This is a genomic window from Agathobaculum sp. (assembly GCF_022775115.1).
In the GTDB taxonomy this organism is placed as follows: Bacteria; Bacillota; Clostridia; order Oscillospirales; family Butyricicoccaceae; genus Agathobaculum.
In genome coordinates, this window is the sequence record NZ_JALFLA010000073.1 from 17,246 (window position 1) to 35,052 (window position 17,807).

A 17,807-nucleotide genomic window follows, 5' to 3' on the forward strand; every position below is an offset into this window, starting at 1 on the left:
GCAAGCTTGAGAGTGATGCATGTGATGGGCGGCGGCGACGTGGGCGGCGCCAAGACCCATATCATGAATATGGTGACCGGCCTTGCCGCGCGAAACGAGGTCATGCTGCTGTCCTTTCGCGCCGGCCCCTTTGCGGACGAGGCGCGCGAGCGCGGCATCGACGTGCGCGTGATCGAGCGGCACAACCCCTTCCGCGCGGCGCGTGCGATGCGTGCGCTGGTGGACGAATTCCGGCCGGATATCATCCACTGTCACGGCGGACGCGCCAACCTGATGGGCGCGATGGTGCGCAGCAGCCGCCATGTGCCCGTGCTGACAACTGTCCACTCGGATTATCAGCTCGACTATCTGGGCAATCCGTTCAAGCAGCACACCTTCGGCATGGCCAACGCCGTGGCACTGCGTTTTCTGGATTACTACCAGCCTGTGGCCGACCGCATGGCGCGCACGCTGATCGAGCGCGGCTTCGACCCCGAGCGTATCGTTACCATCTACAACGGCATGGAGTTTCGGCAGCCCGAGGGGGAATTTGACCGAGCTGCCTACCTGAAGGAGCATTTCGGCGCGGAGATTGAGCCGGGCGATGTGCTGTGCGGCATTGCCGCGCGCCTGACCGCCGTCAAGGACATTGCCACTGCCGTGCGCGGCTTTGCCGCGGCGCTGCGGCACGCGCCGCAGCTGCGTCTGTTCATCGCGGGCGACGGCGAGGACGCCGACATGCTGCGCCGCCTGTGCGCCCAGCTGGGCGTTGCCGCGCGCGTCACCTTTTGCGGCTGGGTCGCGCCGGTCGAGCCGTTTTTCCGCGCGATGGACATCAACCTTTTGTCCTCGGTGTCCGAAACCTTTCCGTATTCCATTCTGGAGGGCGTCTGCGCGGGCTGCGCGACCATCTGCTCGGATGTCGGCGGTATGCCCGAGCTGATCGACACGGGCGAAAACGGCTATATCTTCCCGGTGGGCGACCACGCCCAGCTGGCCAAGTACATGGTGCGGCTGGCAAACGACGAGACGCTGCGCCGCAGCTTTGCCGAGGCGCTGTACGCCAAGGCCTCGCGCGATTTTTCCAAGGACAAGATGTGCCAGCGGCAGGAGGACAACTACCGCCACCTGCTCACGCGCTTCCACCGGGATAAGAACGAGCGCGAGAGCATCGTCATCTGCGGCGCTTACGGGCGGGGCAACGCGGGCGACGACGCCATCCTCAAGGCCATCGTGCAGGAGATGCGCGCGCTCGACCCCAACCGGACGATCTGCGTCATGTCACGGCGGCCAAAGGAGACCCGGCTGGTCTACCGCACGGGTGCGGTCTATACCTTTAACGTATTCTGCGTGTTGCGGCGCTTCCGCCGCGCCGCGCTCTATATCAACGGCGGCGGCTCGCTGATGCAGGACGTGACCTCGACCCGCTCGCTCTGGTATTACTGCTATACGCTGCGCGCGGCCAAGCGGCGCGGCTGCAAGGTGATGATGTACGGCTGCGGCATTGGCCCGATCAACCGTGCGGGCAACCGCAAAATGGCCGCGCGCATCATCGATGTTTCGGTCGACCGCATCACACTGCGGGACGATAACTCACGCGAGGCGCTTGCCCGGATGCAGGTCACGCGGCCGGACATCCGCGTTTCGGCCGACCCGACCATCATCCTCGACCCCGCGCCGCGCGAGGTGGTCAATCTGGCGCTCGAGCGCTGCGGCATCGACCCGGCGGGGCGGTATATCGGCTTTGGCCTGCGCGACTGGAAGGGGTTGGAGTCGGCCCTGCCCGAGATCGCGGCCGCCGCGCGCTATGCCTATCACACGCACGGGCTGACGCCTGTTTTCGTGCCGATCGAGTTTCCGAGCGACCTGATCCCGGCCGAGCGGGTGGGTGTGCTGCTCGACTGCCCGTGGCACGCGGTGCGCACCCGCCTGCCGATCGAGACGACCATCGGCATCCTCGCGCGCATGGAGACTGTGGTCGGCATCCGGCTGCACTCGCTGATGTTTTCGGCCGGGCAGGGTGTGCCGGTGGTCGGCATCAGCTATGATATCAAGGTGGACGGCTTTCTGCAATATATCGGCAGCCGCACCTGCCTGCCGCTGCGCTCGGTCAAGGCGGACGAGCTGTGCCGCCTGATCGACGAGTGCGTTTCGGGTGCGCTGGACGGCGAGGTGCGCCGCACGGCGGGTATGCTGCGCGAGCGTGAGCATGAGAACGTGCGCGGCGCGGCACAGCTGCTGGGAATGACAAACGAAAAGGACTGAAACGATGATGAAAAACCATGTGGTCTGCCTGTCGACGACCAACTACCATCCGCTGCCCACGCGCAAGCAGAACGTGATGAGCCGCCTGCGAAACAGCGAGGTGCTGTATTTTGACCCGCCGGTGTCGCTTATCGCACCGCTCAAGGACAAAAAGGCGGCCGCCTATCTCGGCAAATACAGGCAGCCCGGCGCGCGGGTGGAGGGGCATGAGCACATCACGGTCTACGCGCTGCCGCCCGTTTTACCTTTCTTTAACAAATTCCGCTGGATAAACCGGCTCAACCAATGGCGGCAGGCGCGGTTTGTGCGCAAAATCATGAAAAAGCACGGCTTTGGCGGGGAGAGCGTGCTCTGGTGCTACTCGCCGACCGCGTGCGACATCGTTTCGCGCCTGCCCCACCGCGCGCTGGTGTATGACTGTGTCGACCGCCACTCGGCCTATAAGGGGCATATCACGCCCGCAGTGGTCGACCGGATGGAGCGCGAGCTGGCCACCGCCGCCGATCAGGTGTTTGCCACGGCTTCCGGCTTGCAGGAGACGCTCGCACAGGTAAATCCGACCGCGGTCACCATCCCGAACGGCGCGGCATATGAGATATTCTCCCGCGTGCAGACCGAAAAAGACGCGCTGCCCTGCCCGGAGGACATGCGTGGGCTGCCGCACCCGGTGTTCGGCTTTGTCGGTATGCTGCAGGAGTGCATCGACTACGCGCTGATCGAAGCGCTTGCCAAGGCGCGGCCGGACGCGACCGTGTTTCTCATTGGCCGGCCGCTGCCCGGCGTCGACCTGACGCATCTCCGGCGCTATCCCAACATCGTGCTGCACGAGCTGGTGCCGCAGCCTGCGCTGCCCGCCTACCTTGCGCAGATGGACGTGTGCCTGAACGTGTTCCGCGCGGGCGCGCTGTCCAAGGATGTTTCGCCGCTGAAGTTTTATGAATACCTCGCCACGGGCAAGCCGGTCGTCTCGACCCGCGAGCCGGTGCAGGTCGAGGATTTTGCGGATGTGGTCTATATCGCGCAGGACGAGGCCGAGTTTCTCGCCCTGTGCGACCGCGCCGCAGCGGAAAACGACCCGGACAAGACAGCGCGGCGGCTGGCCTACGGCAAGGCTTGCTCGTGGGGCGAGCGGGTGCGCCAGATCGAGCGGACGCTGTACGAAAAGGGCGTTCTGCACGAAAGCTGAAAAGCCGGGCGCGGTTCTTTGGGCATTTGTACAAAACCACAAAAAACCAGCGCAAAACGCTTGCAATAGGCGTGTTTTTTCGATAGAATAATCATGTATCTTCACCGACGGCTTATAAAACAGCGAAAGAGGTGTGCATATGACCGGCAGCGTGTTTCTTGGTGAGACGTCTCAGCCTATCCGGGCGCGGTCTTGGGGGCGGAGCGCCGGGCATTCGTGCACGCTTTTGGGTCTCGGTGCAGCCAGTTGAGCACAGAATCAGGACACGGGTATACCCGTGTCCTCCTTTGTTTCTAAAGGGGGAACAAGCAAATGAAAAAGGTACTTGTCGTTATGGGTTCGGACTCCGACCTGAAGGTGATGGAAAAGTGCGTCGACCGTATCAAGGCGTTTGATATTCCGGTCGAGGTCCGTATCTGCTCGGCGCACCGCACACCGGCTGCGGCCGAGGAGCTTGCCCGGGGCGCGGCGGAGCGCGGCTTTGGCGTCATCATCGCGGCGGCGGGCAAGGCCGCGCATCTGGGCGGCGTGCTGGCGGCGCACACGACGCTGCCGGTCATCGGCGTGCCGATGGCGACCAGCGTGATGGGCGGCATGGACAGCCTGCTGTCCATCGTGCAGATGCCCAAGGGCATTCCGGTGGCCACCGTTGCGATAGACGGGGCGGATAACGCGGCTATCCTCGCCGCGCAGATGCTCGCGCTGGCCGACAAAGAGCTGGCGGACAAGCTGCGCCGCTTCAAGGCCGATATGGCCGAGGAGGTCACGGCCAAGGATGCGCTGGTCAAGGAGCGGTTCGCGTAAGCGGCGCGTGTGATTGTAAATTATACTTGATATTACAGGGAGGAACGCACCATGCAAAAGCTGGAGCAGCTTTATGAAGGAAAGGCCAAGAAGGTATACGCGACCGACGACCCTGCGCTCGTCATCGTCGATTACAAGGACGACGCGACCGCGTTCAACGGCGAAAAGAAGGGCACGATCGCGGGCAAGGGCGCGATCAACAACGTGATGAGCAACCACATGTTCCAGCTGCTCGAGCGGCAGGGCGTGGCGACGCATTTTGTTGAGCAGCTCTCCGAGCGGGAGACCCTTGTCAAAAAGGTGTCCATCGTGCCGCTCGAGGTCATCATCCGCAATATCTCGGCCGGCTCCTTCGCCAAGCGCTACGGCGTGGAGGAGGGCATCGTGTTCGATGCGCCGACCGTCGAGTTTTCCTATAAAAACGACGATCTCGGCGACCCGCTGATCAACGATTACCACGCGCTGGCGCTCGGCTTGGCCACACGGGAGGAGATCGAGCAGATCAAGCAGATGGCTTTTCGGGTAAACGAGGTCATGCGGCAGTATTTCGATACGCTGAACGTCATTCTGGTCGACTTCAAGCTCGAGTTCGGCAAGACCGCGGACGGCGCGCTCGTGCTGGCCGACGAGATATCGCCCGACACCTGCCGCCTGTGGGATAAGACCACCAAGGAAAAGCTCGATAAGGACCGCTTCCGCCGCGATATGGGCGGCGTAGAAGAGGCCTATCAGGAGATTATGAAGCGCCTGCGGGGCGAATAAAGGAGGTTATATGGGCGGTTTTTTCGGCGCGGCCTCCAAGCGGGACTGCGTGCTGGATATTTTCTTCGGTGTGGACTACCACTCCCATCTTGGCACCAAGCGCGGCGGCATGGTCGTGTACGACAGCGGGAGCGGCTTCCAGCGCCAGATACACAACATTTCCAACACCCCCTTCCGCACCAAGTTTGAGGACGATGTGCGCGATTTTCACGGCTGTAGCGGTATCGGCTGCATTAGTGACACCGATCCCCAGCCGCTGCTGGTGCGCTCGCACCTCGGCTTGTACGCGATCACGACGGTGGGCATCATCAACAACGCCGAGGCGCTGGTCTCGCAGTATTTTTCCGACCACGGCCACCAGTTCATGGCGATGAGCTCGGGCAAGGTAAACCAAACCGAGCTGATTGCCGCGCTCATCAATAAGCAGGAGGATATCGTCACCGGCATCCGCTACGCGCAGGAGCAGATCGACGGTTCGGCCACCATCCTCATCCTGACGCCCGAGGGCATCATCGCCGCGCGCGACCGCGTCGGCCGCCTGCCCGTGCTGGTCGGCCGGGGGGAGGACGGCTGCTGCGTCTCCTTTGAGTCCTTCGCCTATCATAAGCTCGGCTATGCCGACCACTATGAGCTTGGCCCGCGCGAGATCGTCCGCGTGACGGCCGAGGGCGTGCAGACGCTGGCTCCGGCGGGCGAGCAGATGAAGATCTGTTCCTTCCTGTGGACGTACTACGGCTATCCCAACTCCAACTACGAGGGCAAGAACGTTGAGCTGATGCGCTATAAAAACGGCGAGATATTGGCGCTGGGCGACCGCAGGCGCGGGCTGGCGCAGGATATCGACTATGTGGCCGGTGTGCCCGATTCGGGTGTGCCGCACGCCATCGGCTACGCCAACGCTTGCCACATTCCGTTCGCGCGCCCGTTCATCAAGTACACGCCGACTTGGCCGCGCTCGTTCATGCCATCCAACCAGCAGGTGCGCAATCAGGTGGCCAAGATGAAGCAGATACCGGTGCCCGAGCTGATCGAGGGCAAAAAGCTGCTGTTTGTGGACGATTCGATCGTGCGCGGCACACAGCTGCGCGAGACGGTCGAGTTCCTCTATGCCTCGGGTGCGGCCGAGGTGCATATGCGCTCGGCCTGTCCGCCGATCATGTACGGCTGCAAATACCTCAACTTCTCCTCGTCGAACTCGGAGCTTGAGCTGCTCGCGCGCCGCACCGTGCGCGAGCTGGAGGGGGACGAGGGCTGCCGGCATCTGGACGAGTACGCCGACGCGGACACCGCGCGCGGCCAGCGGATGCTCGAGCGCATCTGCCGGGATTTCGGCTTTTCCTCGCTTGGCTACCAGTCGCTGGAAGGGCTGCTCGAAGCGATCGGCCTTGCGCGGGACAAGGTCTGCACCTATTGCTGGAACGGGCAGGAGTGACCGCCTGCCCGCGTATTTGTCATCCACCCCCGAACCGCAGCGCGCGCGGCGCGCCCAAGCAGAGGTTAACCATGAAATATACAGTCAAAAAACGCACTCGCGCGCCGTTTGACGGCGACGCGGTACACGAGGAATGCGGCGTATTCGGTATCGCCGCCGGTGAAAACAGCGCGGTCAGCCCCGCGCACGACACCTATACCGCGCTGTTCGCCTTGCAGCACCGCGGGCAGGAGGCCTGCGGCATCGCGGTGAACAACAAGGGCGTCATCCGCTGCCATAAGGATGTCGGTCTGGTCGGCGCGGTGTTTGACCAGCAGATACTCGACGCGATGCCCGGCCAAATGGCCATCGGCCATGTGCGCTACTCAACCACCGGAGACACCCGCCGCGAAAACGCGCAGCCGATCTCGATCACGCACGTCAAGGGTAACCTTGCCGTGGCGCACAACGGCAATCTGGTCAACGCGGGCGCGCTGCGGCATGAGCTTGAGCTGGGCGGGGCGATCTTCCGCTCGTCGAGCGATACCGAGGTGCTGGTCTACGCGATCGTGCGCGAGCGGCTGCGCTGCGGCAGCATCGAGCAGGCCGTGCTGCACACGATGGACGTGATCGAGGGCGCGTATTCGCTGGTCGTCATGTCGCCGCGCAAGCTGATCGCGGCGCGCGACCCGCGCGGCTTCCGCCCGCTGTGCATCGGCCGGCTGGACGGCGCGTACCTGTTTGCCTCGGAATCGTGCGCGCTGGACGCGCTGGGCGCGGAATTTGTGCGCGATGTCGAGCCGGGCGAGGTCTGTGTGGTGGAAAACGGCACGCTGCGCTCGCTGCACTGCGAGAAAAAATGCGAAAGCGCGGCCTGTGTGTTCGAGTATATCTATTTTGCCCGGCCGGACTCGGTCATCGACGGCGCTTCGGTCGAGCGCGCGCGGCAGGAGGCCGGCAAGTACCTGTCGATCGAGCACCCGGTCGGCGCGGACGTGGTCATCGGCGTGCCGGATTCGGGCATTCCGGCGGCCATCGGCTACGCCAAGTGCTCGGGCATCCCATACGGCGTAGGCCTTATCAAAAACCGCTACATCGCGCGCACCTTCATCCAGCCCGGGCAGGACAAGCGCGAGCGCTCGGTGCGGCTCAAGCTCAACGCGTTGCGCGAGGCGGTAAATGGCAAGCGGGTCATCATGGTCGATGATTCGATCGTGCGCGGCACGACCTGCGCGCGGCTGGTCGCGCTGCTGCGCGACGCGGGCGCGGCCGAGGTGCATATGCGCATCTCCGCGCCGCCGTTCCGCCACCCCTGCTTTTTCGGCACGGACATCCCCGCGCGGCGGCAGCTGCTGGCGCACGGGCGCACGGTCGAGCAGATGCGTGACATCATCGGTGTGGACAGCCTCGGCTTTCTCTCGCTGGAGGCCGCGCACAAGATCGCGGTCGGCTGCAAGCTGCATTTCTGCGACGCCTGCTTTTCCGGGCAGTATCCGATGGAAACGCCCGACGAGGCCGAAAAGAACCTGTTTGAAAACGAGATCGAGCTGTAAGCAGAGCCTAAGGCGGCGCCGCACGATTGCGTCTTGGGCGCTTTGCAGAAATTCTGCGGTGTTGCCTTAAAAACTACCGAAAGAGGAGTACGATTATGAGTGAGAGCCGTTCTGAAAGCTATAAGGCGGCGGGCGTGGACGTTACCGCCGGCTACGAGGCGGTCAAGCTGATGAAGCCGATGGTCGAATCGACCTTTACCAAGGGCGTGATGGGCACGCTCGGCGGCTTCGGCGGGCTGTTCCGCCCGGATTTCAAGGGTATGGCCGACCCGGTGCTGGTATCCGGCACGGATGGCGTGGGCACCAAGCTCAAGCTGGCCTTTCTGCTGGATAAGCATGACACGGTCGGCATTGACTGCGTGGCCATGTGCGTCAATGACATTGCCTGCTGTGGCGCGCAGCCGCTGTTCTTTCTGGATTATATCGCGGTCGGCAAAAACCACCCGGCCAAAATCGCGCAGATGGTTTCGGGCATCGCCGAGGGCTGTCGGCAGGCGGGCTGCGCGCTGATCGGCGGCGAGACCGCCGAGATGCCCGGCTTCTATCCCGAGGATGAGTACGACATGGCCGGTTTCTCGGTCGGCATGGTCGATAAGGAGAAGATGATCGATGGCTCTTCCATCCGACCGGGGGATGTGCTGATCGGCGTGGCCTCCTCGGGCGTGCACTCCAACGGCTACTCGCTCGTGCGCAAGACCTTCGGCATCAACGAAAAGGCGGTCCGCCGCTATATTGACGAGTTCGGCAAAACCCTTGGCGAGGAGTTGCTCACCCCGACCAAGATCTACGTCAGGGCCATCCAGTCGCTGCTGGGCAAGGTCGAGGTCAAGGGCATCAGCCACATCACGGGCGGCGGCTTTTATGAAAACGTGCCGCGTATGCTGCACGAGGGTGTGTGCGCCCGTATTGAGAAAAAGGCCATGCCCGTGCCGCCGGTATTTGAGCTGATCGCCAAAACCGGCAAGATACCCGAGCGTGATATGTACAACACCTTCAACATGGGCGCGGGGCTGGTGCTGGCCGTCGCGGCAGAGGATGCTGACCGCGCGGTCGCCGCGATCTCGGCCGCGGGCGAGCAGGCATACATCATCGGCATATGCACGGCGGGCGAAAAGGGCATTGTGCTGGACTGATCAGCACGGGCAGCGCCCCCGGCGCACAAATGAAATGCGGAGAAAAGGAACATGATAAACATTGCAGTTTTGGTTTCGGGCGGCGGCACCAATTTACAGGCGCTGATCGACGCGGAGCAGGCCGGGAGGCTGGAAAACGGGCGCATCGCGCTGGTCGTCTCGTCAAACCCGGGGGCGTTCGCGCTCGAGCGCGCGGCAAAGGCGGGCATACCGAGCGAAGTGCTGCGCCGGCGGGACTATCCCTCGGCCGAGGCGTGGGGCGAGGCGCTGGCCGCGCTGCTCGCGGAAAAGGAGATCGGCCTTATCGTGCTGGCCGGGTTTATGACTGTGCTGAGCGCGGATATCTGCCGCCGGTATGAAAATAAGATCATCAACGTGCATCCCTCGCTCATCCCCTCCTTTTGCGGCGAGGGGTTCTACGGCCTGCATGTACACGAGGCCGCCTTGGCCAAGGGTGTCAAGGTGACCGGCGCGACCGTGCATTTCGTGTCCGAAGTGGTCGACGGCGGCGCGATCATCGCGCAGAAGGCGGTCGAGGTCGCGCCGGAGGACACACCGGAGACGCTGCAAAAGCGCGTGATGCGTCAGGCCGAATGGCTGCTGCTGCCGCAGGCCGTCTCGGATTTCTGCGCGGGCCGCCTGCGGGTGGACGGCGCGACCGTCACCAAAGCATAAGAACAAGGAGTGTGCAAGAGTAATGAACAGAAATGTGTTTGACATCAGCAACGAGCTGCAGGGCAACGCCTATCCGGGGCGCGGCATCATCCTTGGCCGCATGGCGGACAACAAGACCGATGTGATCGCCTATTTCATCATGGGGCGCTCGGAAAACAGCCGCAACCGTGTGTTCGTCGAAACTGAGGACGGCATCCGCACCGAGGCGCACGACCCGGCCAAGATGACCGACCCCTCGCTCATCATCTATCATCCGGTGCGTATGTGCGAGGGGCGCACAGTCGTCACCAACGGCGACCAGACTGACACGATCTGCGAGTATCTGCGCGCGGGCAAGAGCTATATCGACGCGCTGCGCACCCGCGAGTTTGAGCCGGACGCGCCCAACTACACCCCGCGCATTTCGGGCATCGTCAACGAGGACGGCTCGTACTGCCTGTCCATCCTCAAAAACTTTACCTCCGACCCGACGGCCAGCAAGCGCTACTTCTTCGAGTATGACAAGCCGGTGGCGGGGCGCGGCCACTTTATCCACACCTACCAGTGCGACGGCGACCCGCTGCCCCAGTTCCGGGGTGAGCCCAAGTGCGTCCATCTGGAAAACCAGACGCTCGAGCAGTTCACCGACATGGTGTGGAACAGCCTCAACGAGCAGAATAAGATCGCGCTGTTTGTGCGCTATCTCGATATCACGACCGGCACATACCGGCAGATCATCAAAAACAAGCATGTGTAAGGAGAGCGAGAAATGACCGAACTGGCACTGAAGTACGGCTGCAACCCCAATCAAAAGCCCGCGCGCATCTTTATGACCGAGGGTGAGCTGCCGCTCGAGGTATTGAACGGCCGGCCGGGCTATATCAACTTCTGCGATGCGCTCAATGCGTGGCAGCTGGTCAAGGCGCTGCGCCGGGCGACCGGCCTGCCTGCGGCGGCCTCCTTCAAGCACGTTTCGCCTGCGGGCGCGGCGCTGGCCAGTCCGCTGACCGAGACCGAAAAGGCGATGTACTTTGTCGATGCGGCGCACGAGCTGTCGCCCATCGCCACGGCCTATATCCGCGCCCGCGGCGCTGACCGCCTGTGCTCCTACGGCGACTGGGCGGCGCTGAGCGACACCTGCGACGCGGATACCGCGCGCTACCTCGCGGGTGAGGTGTCCGACGGCATCATCGCGCCGGACTACACCGACGAAGCGCTGGAGATTCTGCGCACCAAGCGCAAGGGCGGCTATAATGTTGTGCGCATCGACCCGGACTATGTGCCGGGGCCGGTCGAGCAGCGGGATATTTTCGGCGTGCGTTTTGAGCAGGGCTACAACGATTATGAGATCAGCGAAAGCCTGCTGACCAACATCGTGACCGACAACAAGACGCTGCCCGCCGCCGCCGCGCGCGATATGCTGCTCGCGCTCATCACGCTCAAGTATACGCAGTCCAACTCGGTCTGCTATGTCAAGGACGGCCAGACCATCGGCGTGGGCGCGGGGCAGCAGAGCCGTATCCACTGCACCCGTCTGGCCGGGCAGAAGGCGGACAACTGGTTCCTGCGCCAGCATCCCAAGGTGCTTGGCCTGCCGTTTGTTGACGGCATCCGCCGTCCTGACCGCGACAACGCGATCGACGTGTATATCTCGGACGAGTACGAGGATGTGCTGGACGACGGCGTGTGGCAGGGTATCTTCCAAACAAAACCCGCGCCGCTGACCGCCGAGGAAAAGAAGGCGTGGATCGCAAAGAACACCGGCGTGACCGTCGGCTCGGACGCCTTCTTCCCGTTTGGGGACAATGTCGAGCGGGCGCGCAAGTCGGGTGTGGGCTATATCGTGCAGCCGGGCGGCTCGATTCGGGACGATCATGTGATCGAGACGGCCAATAAGTACGGCATGGTCATGGCGTTCACGGGGATGCGCCTGTTCCACCACTAACGCATGATACAAACGTATTACGCATACCTGCTGCTGGCGGGCGGGTATGTGCTTGGTCTGGCGCTGCCGCAGGTGGGGGCGGATATCTGGCTCGTGCCGGCTGTTCCCTATGTGCTGGTCGGGCTGAGCATGCTGCATCTGCGGCGCTTCTCACGGTGGTACTGTGGCGTGGAGGCGGCAAGCGCCGTGTGCGCGGCGCTTGCGCTGGCGCAGGGGCTGACCGATACGCCAGCCGTCGCTACGCTGCTTGTGCTGGTGGCCTGCGCGGCCGATGTGCTGCTCTGCCTTGCGATGGCCGCGCAGCGCCGGCGCTACGGCCTTGGCGCGGCGGCGGAGTACGCGCTGCTCGTGCTCGCGGTCGTATTCGGTCTCGGCGCGGCGGCTCTCCTGCTGATGGGCACGCAGCTGCTGGCAGGCTTTGCGCGCGTGGGCGGTACGATGGTCGCATTTGACCCGTTGACCGTCATCAACACGGTGGGACTGGTCTTCCGGATCGGCATGATCGCGGATGTGTTCCGCCTGCAACGGGAAGCGCTTCGGCACGAGGCGGAGGCACAGAAGTGACAGCGCAGCGCATCGGCGCGCAGCTGGCGCTGTGGGGTGGCCTGCTGGCGGCAGCTGTGCTGGCCTATGGCCTGCACGCGAACTGGTTTTTGCCCGCGCTCGGACTGACCACGGCCTACTGCGGCGCGCAGCGGCTGGAGGGGCGCTCGCTGTGGTACGGGCGCGCCGCGTATGCGGCAATATGCGGCGTGCTGCTGCTGCTCATCGGCGGGGCGGGCCTTTTCCGCATGTCGACGGCGCTCGCCGCCCTCCCCATGCTCGCCATGGCGGTGTTTGCGCTGCTCGGCCTGCGGCAGAGCCGCAGAGATCAATAACGCACGGAGGTTATATATGAAGGTTCTGGTGATCGGCGGGGGCGGGCGCGAGCACGCCGTCGTCCATACCCTACGGAAAAGTGCCAAGGTCGATCATATCTGGTGCGCGCCGGGCAACGGCGGCATCGCGGCCGAGGCCGAATGCGTCGACATCGCGGCGACCGATATCGAAAGTATGGTCGCTTTTGCGCGGCAGGCGCGTCCCGATCTGGTCGTCGTCACGCCGGACGATCCGCTTGCCCTTGGCATGGTGGACGCGCTTGAGCAGGCCGGACTGCGCGCCTTTGGCCCGCGCGCAAACGCGGCGGTGATCGAAGGCTCGAAGTCCTTTGCCAAGGCGCTGATGCGCAAGTATCACATCCCGACCGCGGATTACGCTGTTTTTGAAAACTCGGCGGAAGCCATCGCCTATATCCGTGAAAAGGGCGCGCCGATCGTGGTCAAGGCCGACGGGCTGGCGCTCGGCAAGGGCGTTACCGTCGCCATGACCGAGGAGCAGGCCGTCGAAGCGGTCAGGGACGCGATCGACGGCGGCGCGTTCGGCGGCGCAGGCGCACGTGTTGTTATCGAGGAGTATCTGACCGGGCCGGAGGTGTCCGTGCTCGCGTTTGTGGACGGCAAGCACCTCAAGGCCATGCCCGCCGCGCAGGATCACAAACGCGCGCTCGACAACGACGAGGGGCCGAACACCGGCGGCATGGGGGCGTTCTCTCCCTCGCGGTTTTACACGGAGGAGACCGCGAAAATCTGCATGGACACCATCTTCGCGCCGACAGTCGCGGCGATGGCGGCCGAGGGGCGGCCGTTCAAGGGCGTGCTGTATTTCGGCCTGATGCTAACGCCTAAGGGCCCTCAGGTGATCGAGTACAACGCACGCTTTGGCGACCCTGAGACGCAGGCTGTGCTCAGCCGCTTGGAGAGCGATCTGTTTGACATTTTTAACGCCGTGATCGACGGGCGGCTGGACGAGACTGACATCCGCTGGGCGGATAACGCCGCGTGCTGCGTGTGCATCGCCTCGGGCGGTTATCCCAAGGCCTATGAGAAGGGCAAGGAGATCACTGGCCTTGCGGATGTGACCGGCTCGTTTGTGTTCCACGCGGGCACGGTGCAGAAAAACGGCAAAATGCTTACGAGCGGTGGCCGCGTGCTCGGCGTGACCGCAACCGCGCCCACGCTGGACGAGGCGATCGCGGCGGCGTATGCGGACGTAAAGAAGATACACTTTGACCAGATGCATTACAGAACGGATATTGGAGTGAAAAAAGGATGAAAGCGGAAAAGCAAGAGCAGATACTCGCCTGCATGGCCGAGGTGCTGAACCAGAACGGCTTTCGCGCCGAGGTCATGCGCAGCGACAGCGCGCCCACGCTGCTGCGCTGCGAAGCCATGCGGCAGGGCAAGGTGGCAAAGGACGTGGTGATCGAGTGCTGCTTCATCCCGATGCAGCTGCCCGGCGAGGAGAGCGGCCTGCTGCAATTTTTCGTGACGCTCTTTCAGGATGCGCCCGACCTGCACAAAAACCAGCTGCGCCGCGCCTGCGCTTACTGCAATGAGTTCTGCGCGCTGGGTGCGTTCGGTTATTTCGAGCAGGCCGGACAGATCTATCTCAAGCACAACGCGCTGCTCGACGGCTCACTTCCACTCGAAAAGAATATCACGCTGCTCGCGGACAGCATCTCGCTGCTGCTCGCATCGGTTGGCCGCTTTATCGACGGACTGGCCGCAGTAGCTTACTCGGGCATGACACTGGAGAACGTGATCGATCAGGAGTTTTTTCCAAAAATGTGACGTCAGTGTGCGGCACAGCCGCCTTGCGGCAGCAGAAAAAGGTCAGGGGCGCACCCTGACCTTTTTGTTGTGCTTCGAAACAGGAAAAATTTTTTTGAACCAAACGCAGCCCTTGATGCTCTTATAGTCAGGTGCACCAAAAACCAAAGGAGAAAAGCAATGACCGATGAAGAACTTGTCCGGCGGATGCAGGGCGACGATATGCAGGCGTTCGACGCGCTGTACGCACGGTACAAAGACGATGCGTTTCGCATCGCGTGCCTGCTGACCGGCAGCCGCGCGGACGGCGAGGATCTGACGCAAGAGGCCTTTGTCACCTGTGCGCGGTCGATCGGCTCGCTGCGGGACGGCGCGCGGTTTCGTCCGTGGCTGCTCCGTACGCTGACGCGCGCGGCGTGGCGCTATTGCAAACGGCGCAGGCGCGAGACGCCGGTCGCCGCGTTCTTTGAAACAGGGGAGGGCGAAAGCGCGCTTGCCGCTGTGTTGCGCAGCGATGAGCAGCGCAGGCTGTACGCGGCGCTGGACACGCTGGACGAAAAGCGCCGCGCGGTGATCGTGCTGCACTATTTTGAGGACTGCCCAGTGCACGAGATCGCGTGCACCCTCGGTGTGACCGAGGGAACGGTCAAATCCCGCCTGTTTTCCGCCCGCCGTATACTGCGGCAGGCGCTGACCGAAAAGGAGAGCAAGCCAAAGGAGGCTCATATCAATGGATCAGAACAAACTGGAGCGCATACTTCGTAAAACCTTGCACGACTGTGCAGACGGCCTGCAAGCACCCGAAACGCTCGACGCACGCCTCCAACATGCGCTGCGCAGCGATGCGCCCGCGCCGGTGCGCCGCATGGCGGGCTGGAAGAAGCGCGTGCTCGCGCTGGCTGCGGTGGCCGCGATCGCTGTGACCGGTGCATTTGCAGGTGGTCTTGGCAGCATCACCAGCCATGCGTGGGTAAACCAGCGCATGGACTATGACCAGACTGCCGCGCGTATGACCGCAGTTTGTGGCGCGGACGTGCTGCCTGAGACGCTCGAGGGCGGCTTTGCCTTCCGCTACGGCGCAAGCGTCGAGACGGTCGCGGAATACGGCGGTAAGAGCGAGCGGCGGGACGAGGTAGAGGCGGTTTACGAGAAGGACGGTGTGCAGCTGCATCTTTCCGTCCATCTGCCCTACACGGTGTTTGACGGCACCGAGGCAAACAACCCTGTTCCCGCGCAGACCAATACCGTCAGCGAAACCACGCTGACCTTCCGCGACGCGCAGTATAAATTCGTGCCGCCCGACTACGAAAAGACTGCCGAGGACCGGCAGGCCGAGGCCGACGGCACGCTGGTCATCTCATTCGGCACGGACGAGGTCGAATATAGGACCCATCAGTCCGTGCAGTGGGAGCGAGATGGCGTGGCCTACCTCCTCTCCGGGTTTGACACCGGATTGGACGCGCAGACGATGTTTGACATGGCTGCCGGCATCATCGGCTGAGCCGCCTGCAAGCCATAGACCAGCGCTGCTCATATAAAAAAATCCCCCATAAAGTGCGGTGTTCATAAGACAGTTAACAGCCACAGTAGTTTGCACTGCTGTGGCTGTTCTTGTATTTTATCCTGTTATGTGATAATATGGAACCCAACAAACCTACAAATCGGAATTTATGGAGATGATTCAAAATGAATTATCAGGTGATAGATAGAGAAAAGTATTATCGCAAAGGTGTATTCCGTCACTTTTCAGAGGATTGTAAATGCTCAACTTCAATGACGGCAATAAATTCAAGAACTCCTCTGGAATTCTTGGAAGTGGTGGGAGTATCACCTTCTTACAAGATGACGTTCTAATAATAGGAGACTGATTATGAATTTACTGAATCGATATGGTGTTTCGGAAAGATTTCTTGCTCAGGCAACCATGTTTCCAGAATACATACTGGCAAGAGTGGTCGCACAATACCGAGGAAAATACAAAATTGTTACAGAAGAGAAGGAGCTGCTGGCAGAGATTTCCGGCAAATTACGATACGATACCGATGAACTCGCTATGTATCCTGCCGTTGGTGATTATGTGTTGATTGATGTTGTGGGAGATACTGCTCTCATTCATCATGTTCTGACACGAAAAAGTCTTTTTGTCAGAAAGGCAGTTGGTGTATCGGGACAAGTGCAGCCAATTGCCGCAAATGTTGATATTGTGTTTTTATGTATGTCGCTCAATCAGAATTATAATTTGAACAGAATGGAGCGATATCTGTCTATTGCATGGGATAGCGGTGCTACACCGGTTGTTGTTCTGACAAAATCGGATTTGTGCCACGATCTGAACAGTGCAGTTGAACAGATAGAAAAAATTTCCTGTTATTCAGATGTCATCACGGTATCAATGTACGATGAAGATGTTTGTGAAAAGTTTCTGCCCTATTTTCAGAAGAATCAAACCTGTACTTTTATTGGCTCGTCAGGTGTCGGTAAATCAACGATAATCAACAAACTGCTTGGTGAATCTGTTATTACAACACAGGAGATAGGAAAAGGTGATAAAGGCAGACATACAACAACGGGGCGTGAAATGTTTTCGTGTCCTCTGGGCGGAGTTGTAATAGACACACCGGGTATGAGAGAAATGGGAGCGGACGGCGTTGACCTTTCGAAAGCCTTTACTGAAATCTCTGAATTGGCACAGCAATGTCAATTTAGGGATTGCACGCATACAAACGAGCCGGGATGTGCCGTTTTAAGGGCAGTCGAAAACGGCGAGTTGGATATACGAAGGCTGGAAAGTTATCGCAAACTGGAACAGGAAGCAAGCTATGATGGGCTAAGCAGCAAGGAAATTGAAATCAAAAAAAGCGAGCGAATGTTCAAAGAGGTTGGCGGCATGAAAAATGTCAGACGTTATGCAAGAGAACATAACAAGCGAAAGTAACTTTTGGAACGGCATTTACAGGAGTCTGATCGATTTGTGCGGTAGAAAACGGTGTCAAATATGTGTCAAGCTCTTGATGCGATAAAAATTGAAACAAGCAATATAACACCATTCGTGAAATAGTGGATGAATCTATGTCACTTTGACACCGATAAATTCCAGTTTTTCGAACAAATACAAGGGCGCACTTCTATACTGGGTAACCCCGTATGTGCGCTCTGCGAGACTGAACACCCCGGACACCTGAATGTCCGGGGTGTTTTGCGTCGCTGCGTTCCGAACAAGGGGCTGCACCCCTTGCGCCACTAAAGCGGCTATCCTCTTAAAGCAAAAGGCGTGACCACGAAAGTCACGCCTTTTGCCTATTTTACTGTCTTACGAACACCGCCCGAAGGGGGATTTTTTTATTGCCGCGCATCTGCTGGGTCAGGGCGCGGATAGGCATCGGTTTAGTCCGCCTTATCCTGCCCGATCAGGATACGCAGCGCCTCGACAGCGGTCTTGACGCCGCGCTCGACCGCATCCGGCGGGA

The 17,807-nt window shown here is 61.1% G+C and carries 17 protein-coding genes; all 17 read left to right on the forward strand.

The genetic code is table 11. The features are described 5' to 3' along the window. Positions 1-15 precede the first annotated feature (15 nt). The 17 genes from MR935_RS08940 to rsgA all read left to right on the forward strand — a co-directional run bounded on the left by MR935_RS08940 (position 16) and on the right by rsgA (position 17,275). Complete coding sequence (locus MR935_RS08940) at positions 16-2,244, forward strand: glycosyltransferase family 4 protein (RefSeq protein ID WP_290572888.1); 2,229 nt, start codon at positions 16-18, stop codon at positions 2,242-2,244. A 4-nt stretch (positions 2,245-2,248) separates the two neighbouring features. Further along, positions 2,249-3,430: a glycosyltransferase gene (locus MR935_RS08945; protein ID WP_290572864.1), complete on the forward strand. Its 1,182-nt coding sequence runs from the start codon at positions 2,249-2,251 to the stop codon at positions 3,428-3,430. Between the two features lie 312 nt (positions 3,431-3,742). Then, positions 3,743-4,234: a 5-(carboxyamino)imidazole ribonucleotide mutase gene (gene purE, locus MR935_RS08950; protein ID WP_290572866.1), complete on the forward strand. Its 492-nt coding sequence runs from the start codon at positions 3,743-3,745 to the stop codon at positions 4,232-4,234. Between the two features lie 51 nt (positions 4,235-4,285). Further along, positions 4,286-4,996 carry a phosphoribosylaminoimidazolesuccinocarboxamide synthase gene (purC, locus tag MR935_RS08955; RefSeq protein ID WP_290572868.1) on the forward strand — a complete coding sequence of 237 codons (711 nt, stop codon included), beginning with the start codon at positions 4,286-4,288 and terminating at the stop codon, positions 4,994-4,996. Positions 4,997-5,006: 10 nt separating this feature from the next. Then, the gene (locus MR935_RS08960) at positions 5,007-6,428 is read left to right on the forward strand and encodes an amidophosphoribosyltransferase (protein ID WP_290572869.1); all 1,422 of its coding nucleotides are present in this window, start codon (positions 5,007-5,009) and stop codon (positions 6,426-6,428) included. A 71-nt stretch (positions 6,429-6,499) separates the two neighbouring features. Further along, positions 6,500-7,960 carry an amidophosphoribosyltransferase gene (purF, locus tag MR935_RS08965; RefSeq protein ID WP_290572871.1) on the forward strand — a complete coding sequence of 487 codons (1,461 nt, stop codon included), beginning with the start codon at positions 6,500-6,502 and terminating at the stop codon, positions 7,958-7,960. Between the two features lie 95 nt (positions 7,961-8,055). Then, complete coding sequence (gene purM, locus MR935_RS08970; protein ID WP_290572873.1) at positions 8,056-9,093, forward strand: phosphoribosylformylglycinamidine cyclo-ligase; 1,038 nt, start codon at positions 8,056-8,058, stop codon at positions 9,091-9,093. A gap of 51 nt (positions 9,094-9,144) precedes the next feature. Next, positions 9,145-9,768 carry a phosphoribosylglycinamide formyltransferase gene (gene purN / locus MR935_RS08975; RefSeq protein ID WP_290572874.1) on the forward strand — a complete coding sequence of 208 codons (624 nt, stop codon included), beginning with the start codon at positions 9,145-9,147 and terminating at the stop codon, positions 9,766-9,768. Positions 9,769-9,790: 22 nt separating this feature from the next. Then, the gene (locus MR935_RS08980) at positions 9,791-10,504 is read left to right on the forward strand and encodes an IMP cyclohydrolase (RefSeq protein WP_290572876.1); all 714 of its coding nucleotides are present in this window, start codon (positions 9,791-9,793) and stop codon (positions 10,502-10,504) included. Positions 10,505-10,516: 12 nt separating this feature from the next. Next, the gene (locus MR935_RS08985) at positions 10,517-11,692 is read left to right on the forward strand and encodes a phosphoribosylaminoimidazolecarboxamide formyltransferase (protein WP_290572877.1); all 1,176 of its coding nucleotides are present in this window, start codon (positions 10,517-10,519) and stop codon (positions 11,690-11,692) included. 3 nt (positions 11,693-11,695) lie between these two features. Then, entirely contained in the window at positions 11,696-12,256 is a 561-nt protein-coding gene (locus MR935_RS08990; RefSeq protein ID WP_290572878.1) for a hypothetical protein, read from the forward strand. Then, positions 12,253-12,570 (forward strand): hypothetical protein, encoded by a 318-nt coding sequence (locus MR935_RS08995; protein ID WP_290572879.1) that lies wholly within the window; start codon positions 12,253-12,255, stop codon positions 12,568-12,570. Before MR935_RS08990 ends, MR935_RS08995 begins: the two co-directional genes overlap by 4 nt. A gap of 16 nt (positions 12,571-12,586) precedes the next feature. After that, a complete protein-coding gene (gene purD / locus MR935_RS09000; RefSeq protein ID WP_290572880.1) occupies positions 12,587-13,843 on the forward strand; it encodes a phosphoribosylamine--glycine ligase in 1,257 nt (418 codons plus the stop codon). Further along, positions 13,840-14,361, forward strand: a complete 522-nt coding sequence (locus tag MR935_RS09005; RefSeq protein ID WP_290572881.1) for a hypothetical protein — start codon at positions 13,840-13,842, stop codon at positions 14,359-14,361. Before purD ends, MR935_RS09005 begins: the two co-directional genes overlap by 4 nt. 159 nt (positions 14,362-14,520) lie before the next feature. Beyond that, positions 14,521-15,105: an RNA polymerase sigma factor gene (locus MR935_RS09010; protein ID WP_290572883.1), complete on the forward strand. Its 585-nt coding sequence runs from the start codon at positions 14,521-14,523 to the stop codon at positions 15,103-15,105. Next, positions 15,071-15,841, forward strand: coding sequence for a hypothetical protein (locus MR935_RS09015; RefSeq protein ID WP_290572885.1), 771 nt, complete (start codon positions 15,071-15,073; stop codon positions 15,839-15,841). The genes MR935_RS09010 and MR935_RS09015 overlap by 35 nt, the downstream gene beginning before the upstream one ends. Before the next feature lie 369 nt (positions 15,842-16,210). After that, positions 16,211-17,275 carry a ribosome small subunit-dependent GTPase A gene (rsgA, locus tag MR935_RS09025; protein ID WP_290572887.1) on the forward strand — a complete coding sequence of 355 codons (1,065 nt, stop codon included), beginning with the start codon at positions 16,211-16,213 and terminating at the stop codon, positions 17,273-17,275. Positions 17,276-17,807: the final 532 nt, after the last annotated feature.

What these genes read in the sequence shown, in the direction of transcription:
- MR935_RS08940 (WP_290572888.1), top strand. Translation starts at nt 16, where the DNA reads ATGCATGTGATGGGCGGCGGCGACGTGGGCGGCGCCAAGACCCATATC.
- MR935_RS08945 (WP_290572864.1), top strand. Translation starts at nt 2,249, where the DNA reads ATGATGAAAAACCATGTGGTCTGCCTGTCGACGACCAACTACCATCCG.
- purE (WP_290572866.1), top strand. Translation starts at nt 3,743, where the DNA reads ATGAAAAAGGTACTTGTCGTTATGGGTTCGGACTCCGACCTGAAGGTG.
- purC (WP_290572868.1), top strand. Translation starts at nt 4,286, where the DNA reads ATGCAAAAGCTGGAGCAGCTTTATGAAGGAAAGGCCAAGAAGGTATAC.
- MR935_RS08960 (WP_290572869.1), top strand. Translation starts at nt 5,007, where the DNA reads ATGGGCGGTTTTTTCGGCGCGGCCTCCAAGCGGGACTGCGTGCTGGAT.
- purF (WP_290572871.1), top strand. Translation starts at nt 6,500, where the DNA reads ATGAAATATACAGTCAAAAAACGCACTCGCGCGCCGTTTGACGGCGAC.
- purM (WP_290572873.1), top strand. Translation starts at nt 8,056, where the DNA reads ATGAGTGAGAGCCGTTCTGAAAGCTATAAGGCGGCGGGCGTGGACGTT.
- purN (WP_290572874.1), top strand. Translation starts at nt 9,145, where the DNA reads ATGATAAACATTGCAGTTTTGGTTTCGGGCGGCGGCACCAATTTACAG.
- MR935_RS08980 (WP_290572876.1), top strand. Translation starts at nt 9,791, where the DNA reads ATGAACAGAAATGTGTTTGACATCAGCAACGAGCTGCAGGGCAACGCC.
- MR935_RS08985 (WP_290572877.1), top strand. Translation starts at nt 10,517, where the DNA reads ATGACCGAACTGGCACTGAAGTACGGCTGCAACCCCAATCAAAAGCCC.
- MR935_RS08990 (WP_290572878.1), top strand. Translation starts at nt 11,696, where the DNA reads ATGATACAAACGTATTACGCATACCTGCTGCTGGCGGGCGGGTATGTG.
- purD (WP_290572880.1), top strand. Translation starts at nt 12,587, where the DNA reads ATGAAGGTTCTGGTGATCGGCGGGGGCGGGCGCGAGCACGCCGTCGTC.
- MR935_RS09005 (WP_290572881.1), top strand. Translation starts at nt 13,840, where the DNA reads ATGAAAGCGGAAAAGCAAGAGCAGATACTCGCCTGCATGGCCGAGGTG.
- MR935_RS09010 (WP_290572883.1), top strand. Translation starts at nt 14,521, where the DNA reads ATGACCGATGAAGAACTTGTCCGGCGGATGCAGGGCGACGATATGCAG.
- MR935_RS09015 (WP_290572885.1), top strand. Translation starts at nt 15,071, where the DNA reads ATGGATCAGAACAAACTGGAGCGCATACTTCGTAAAACCTTGCACGAC.
- rsgA (WP_290572887.1), top strand. Translation starts at nt 16,211, where the DNA reads ATGAATTTACTGAATCGATATGGTGTTTCGGAAAGATTTCTTGCTCAG.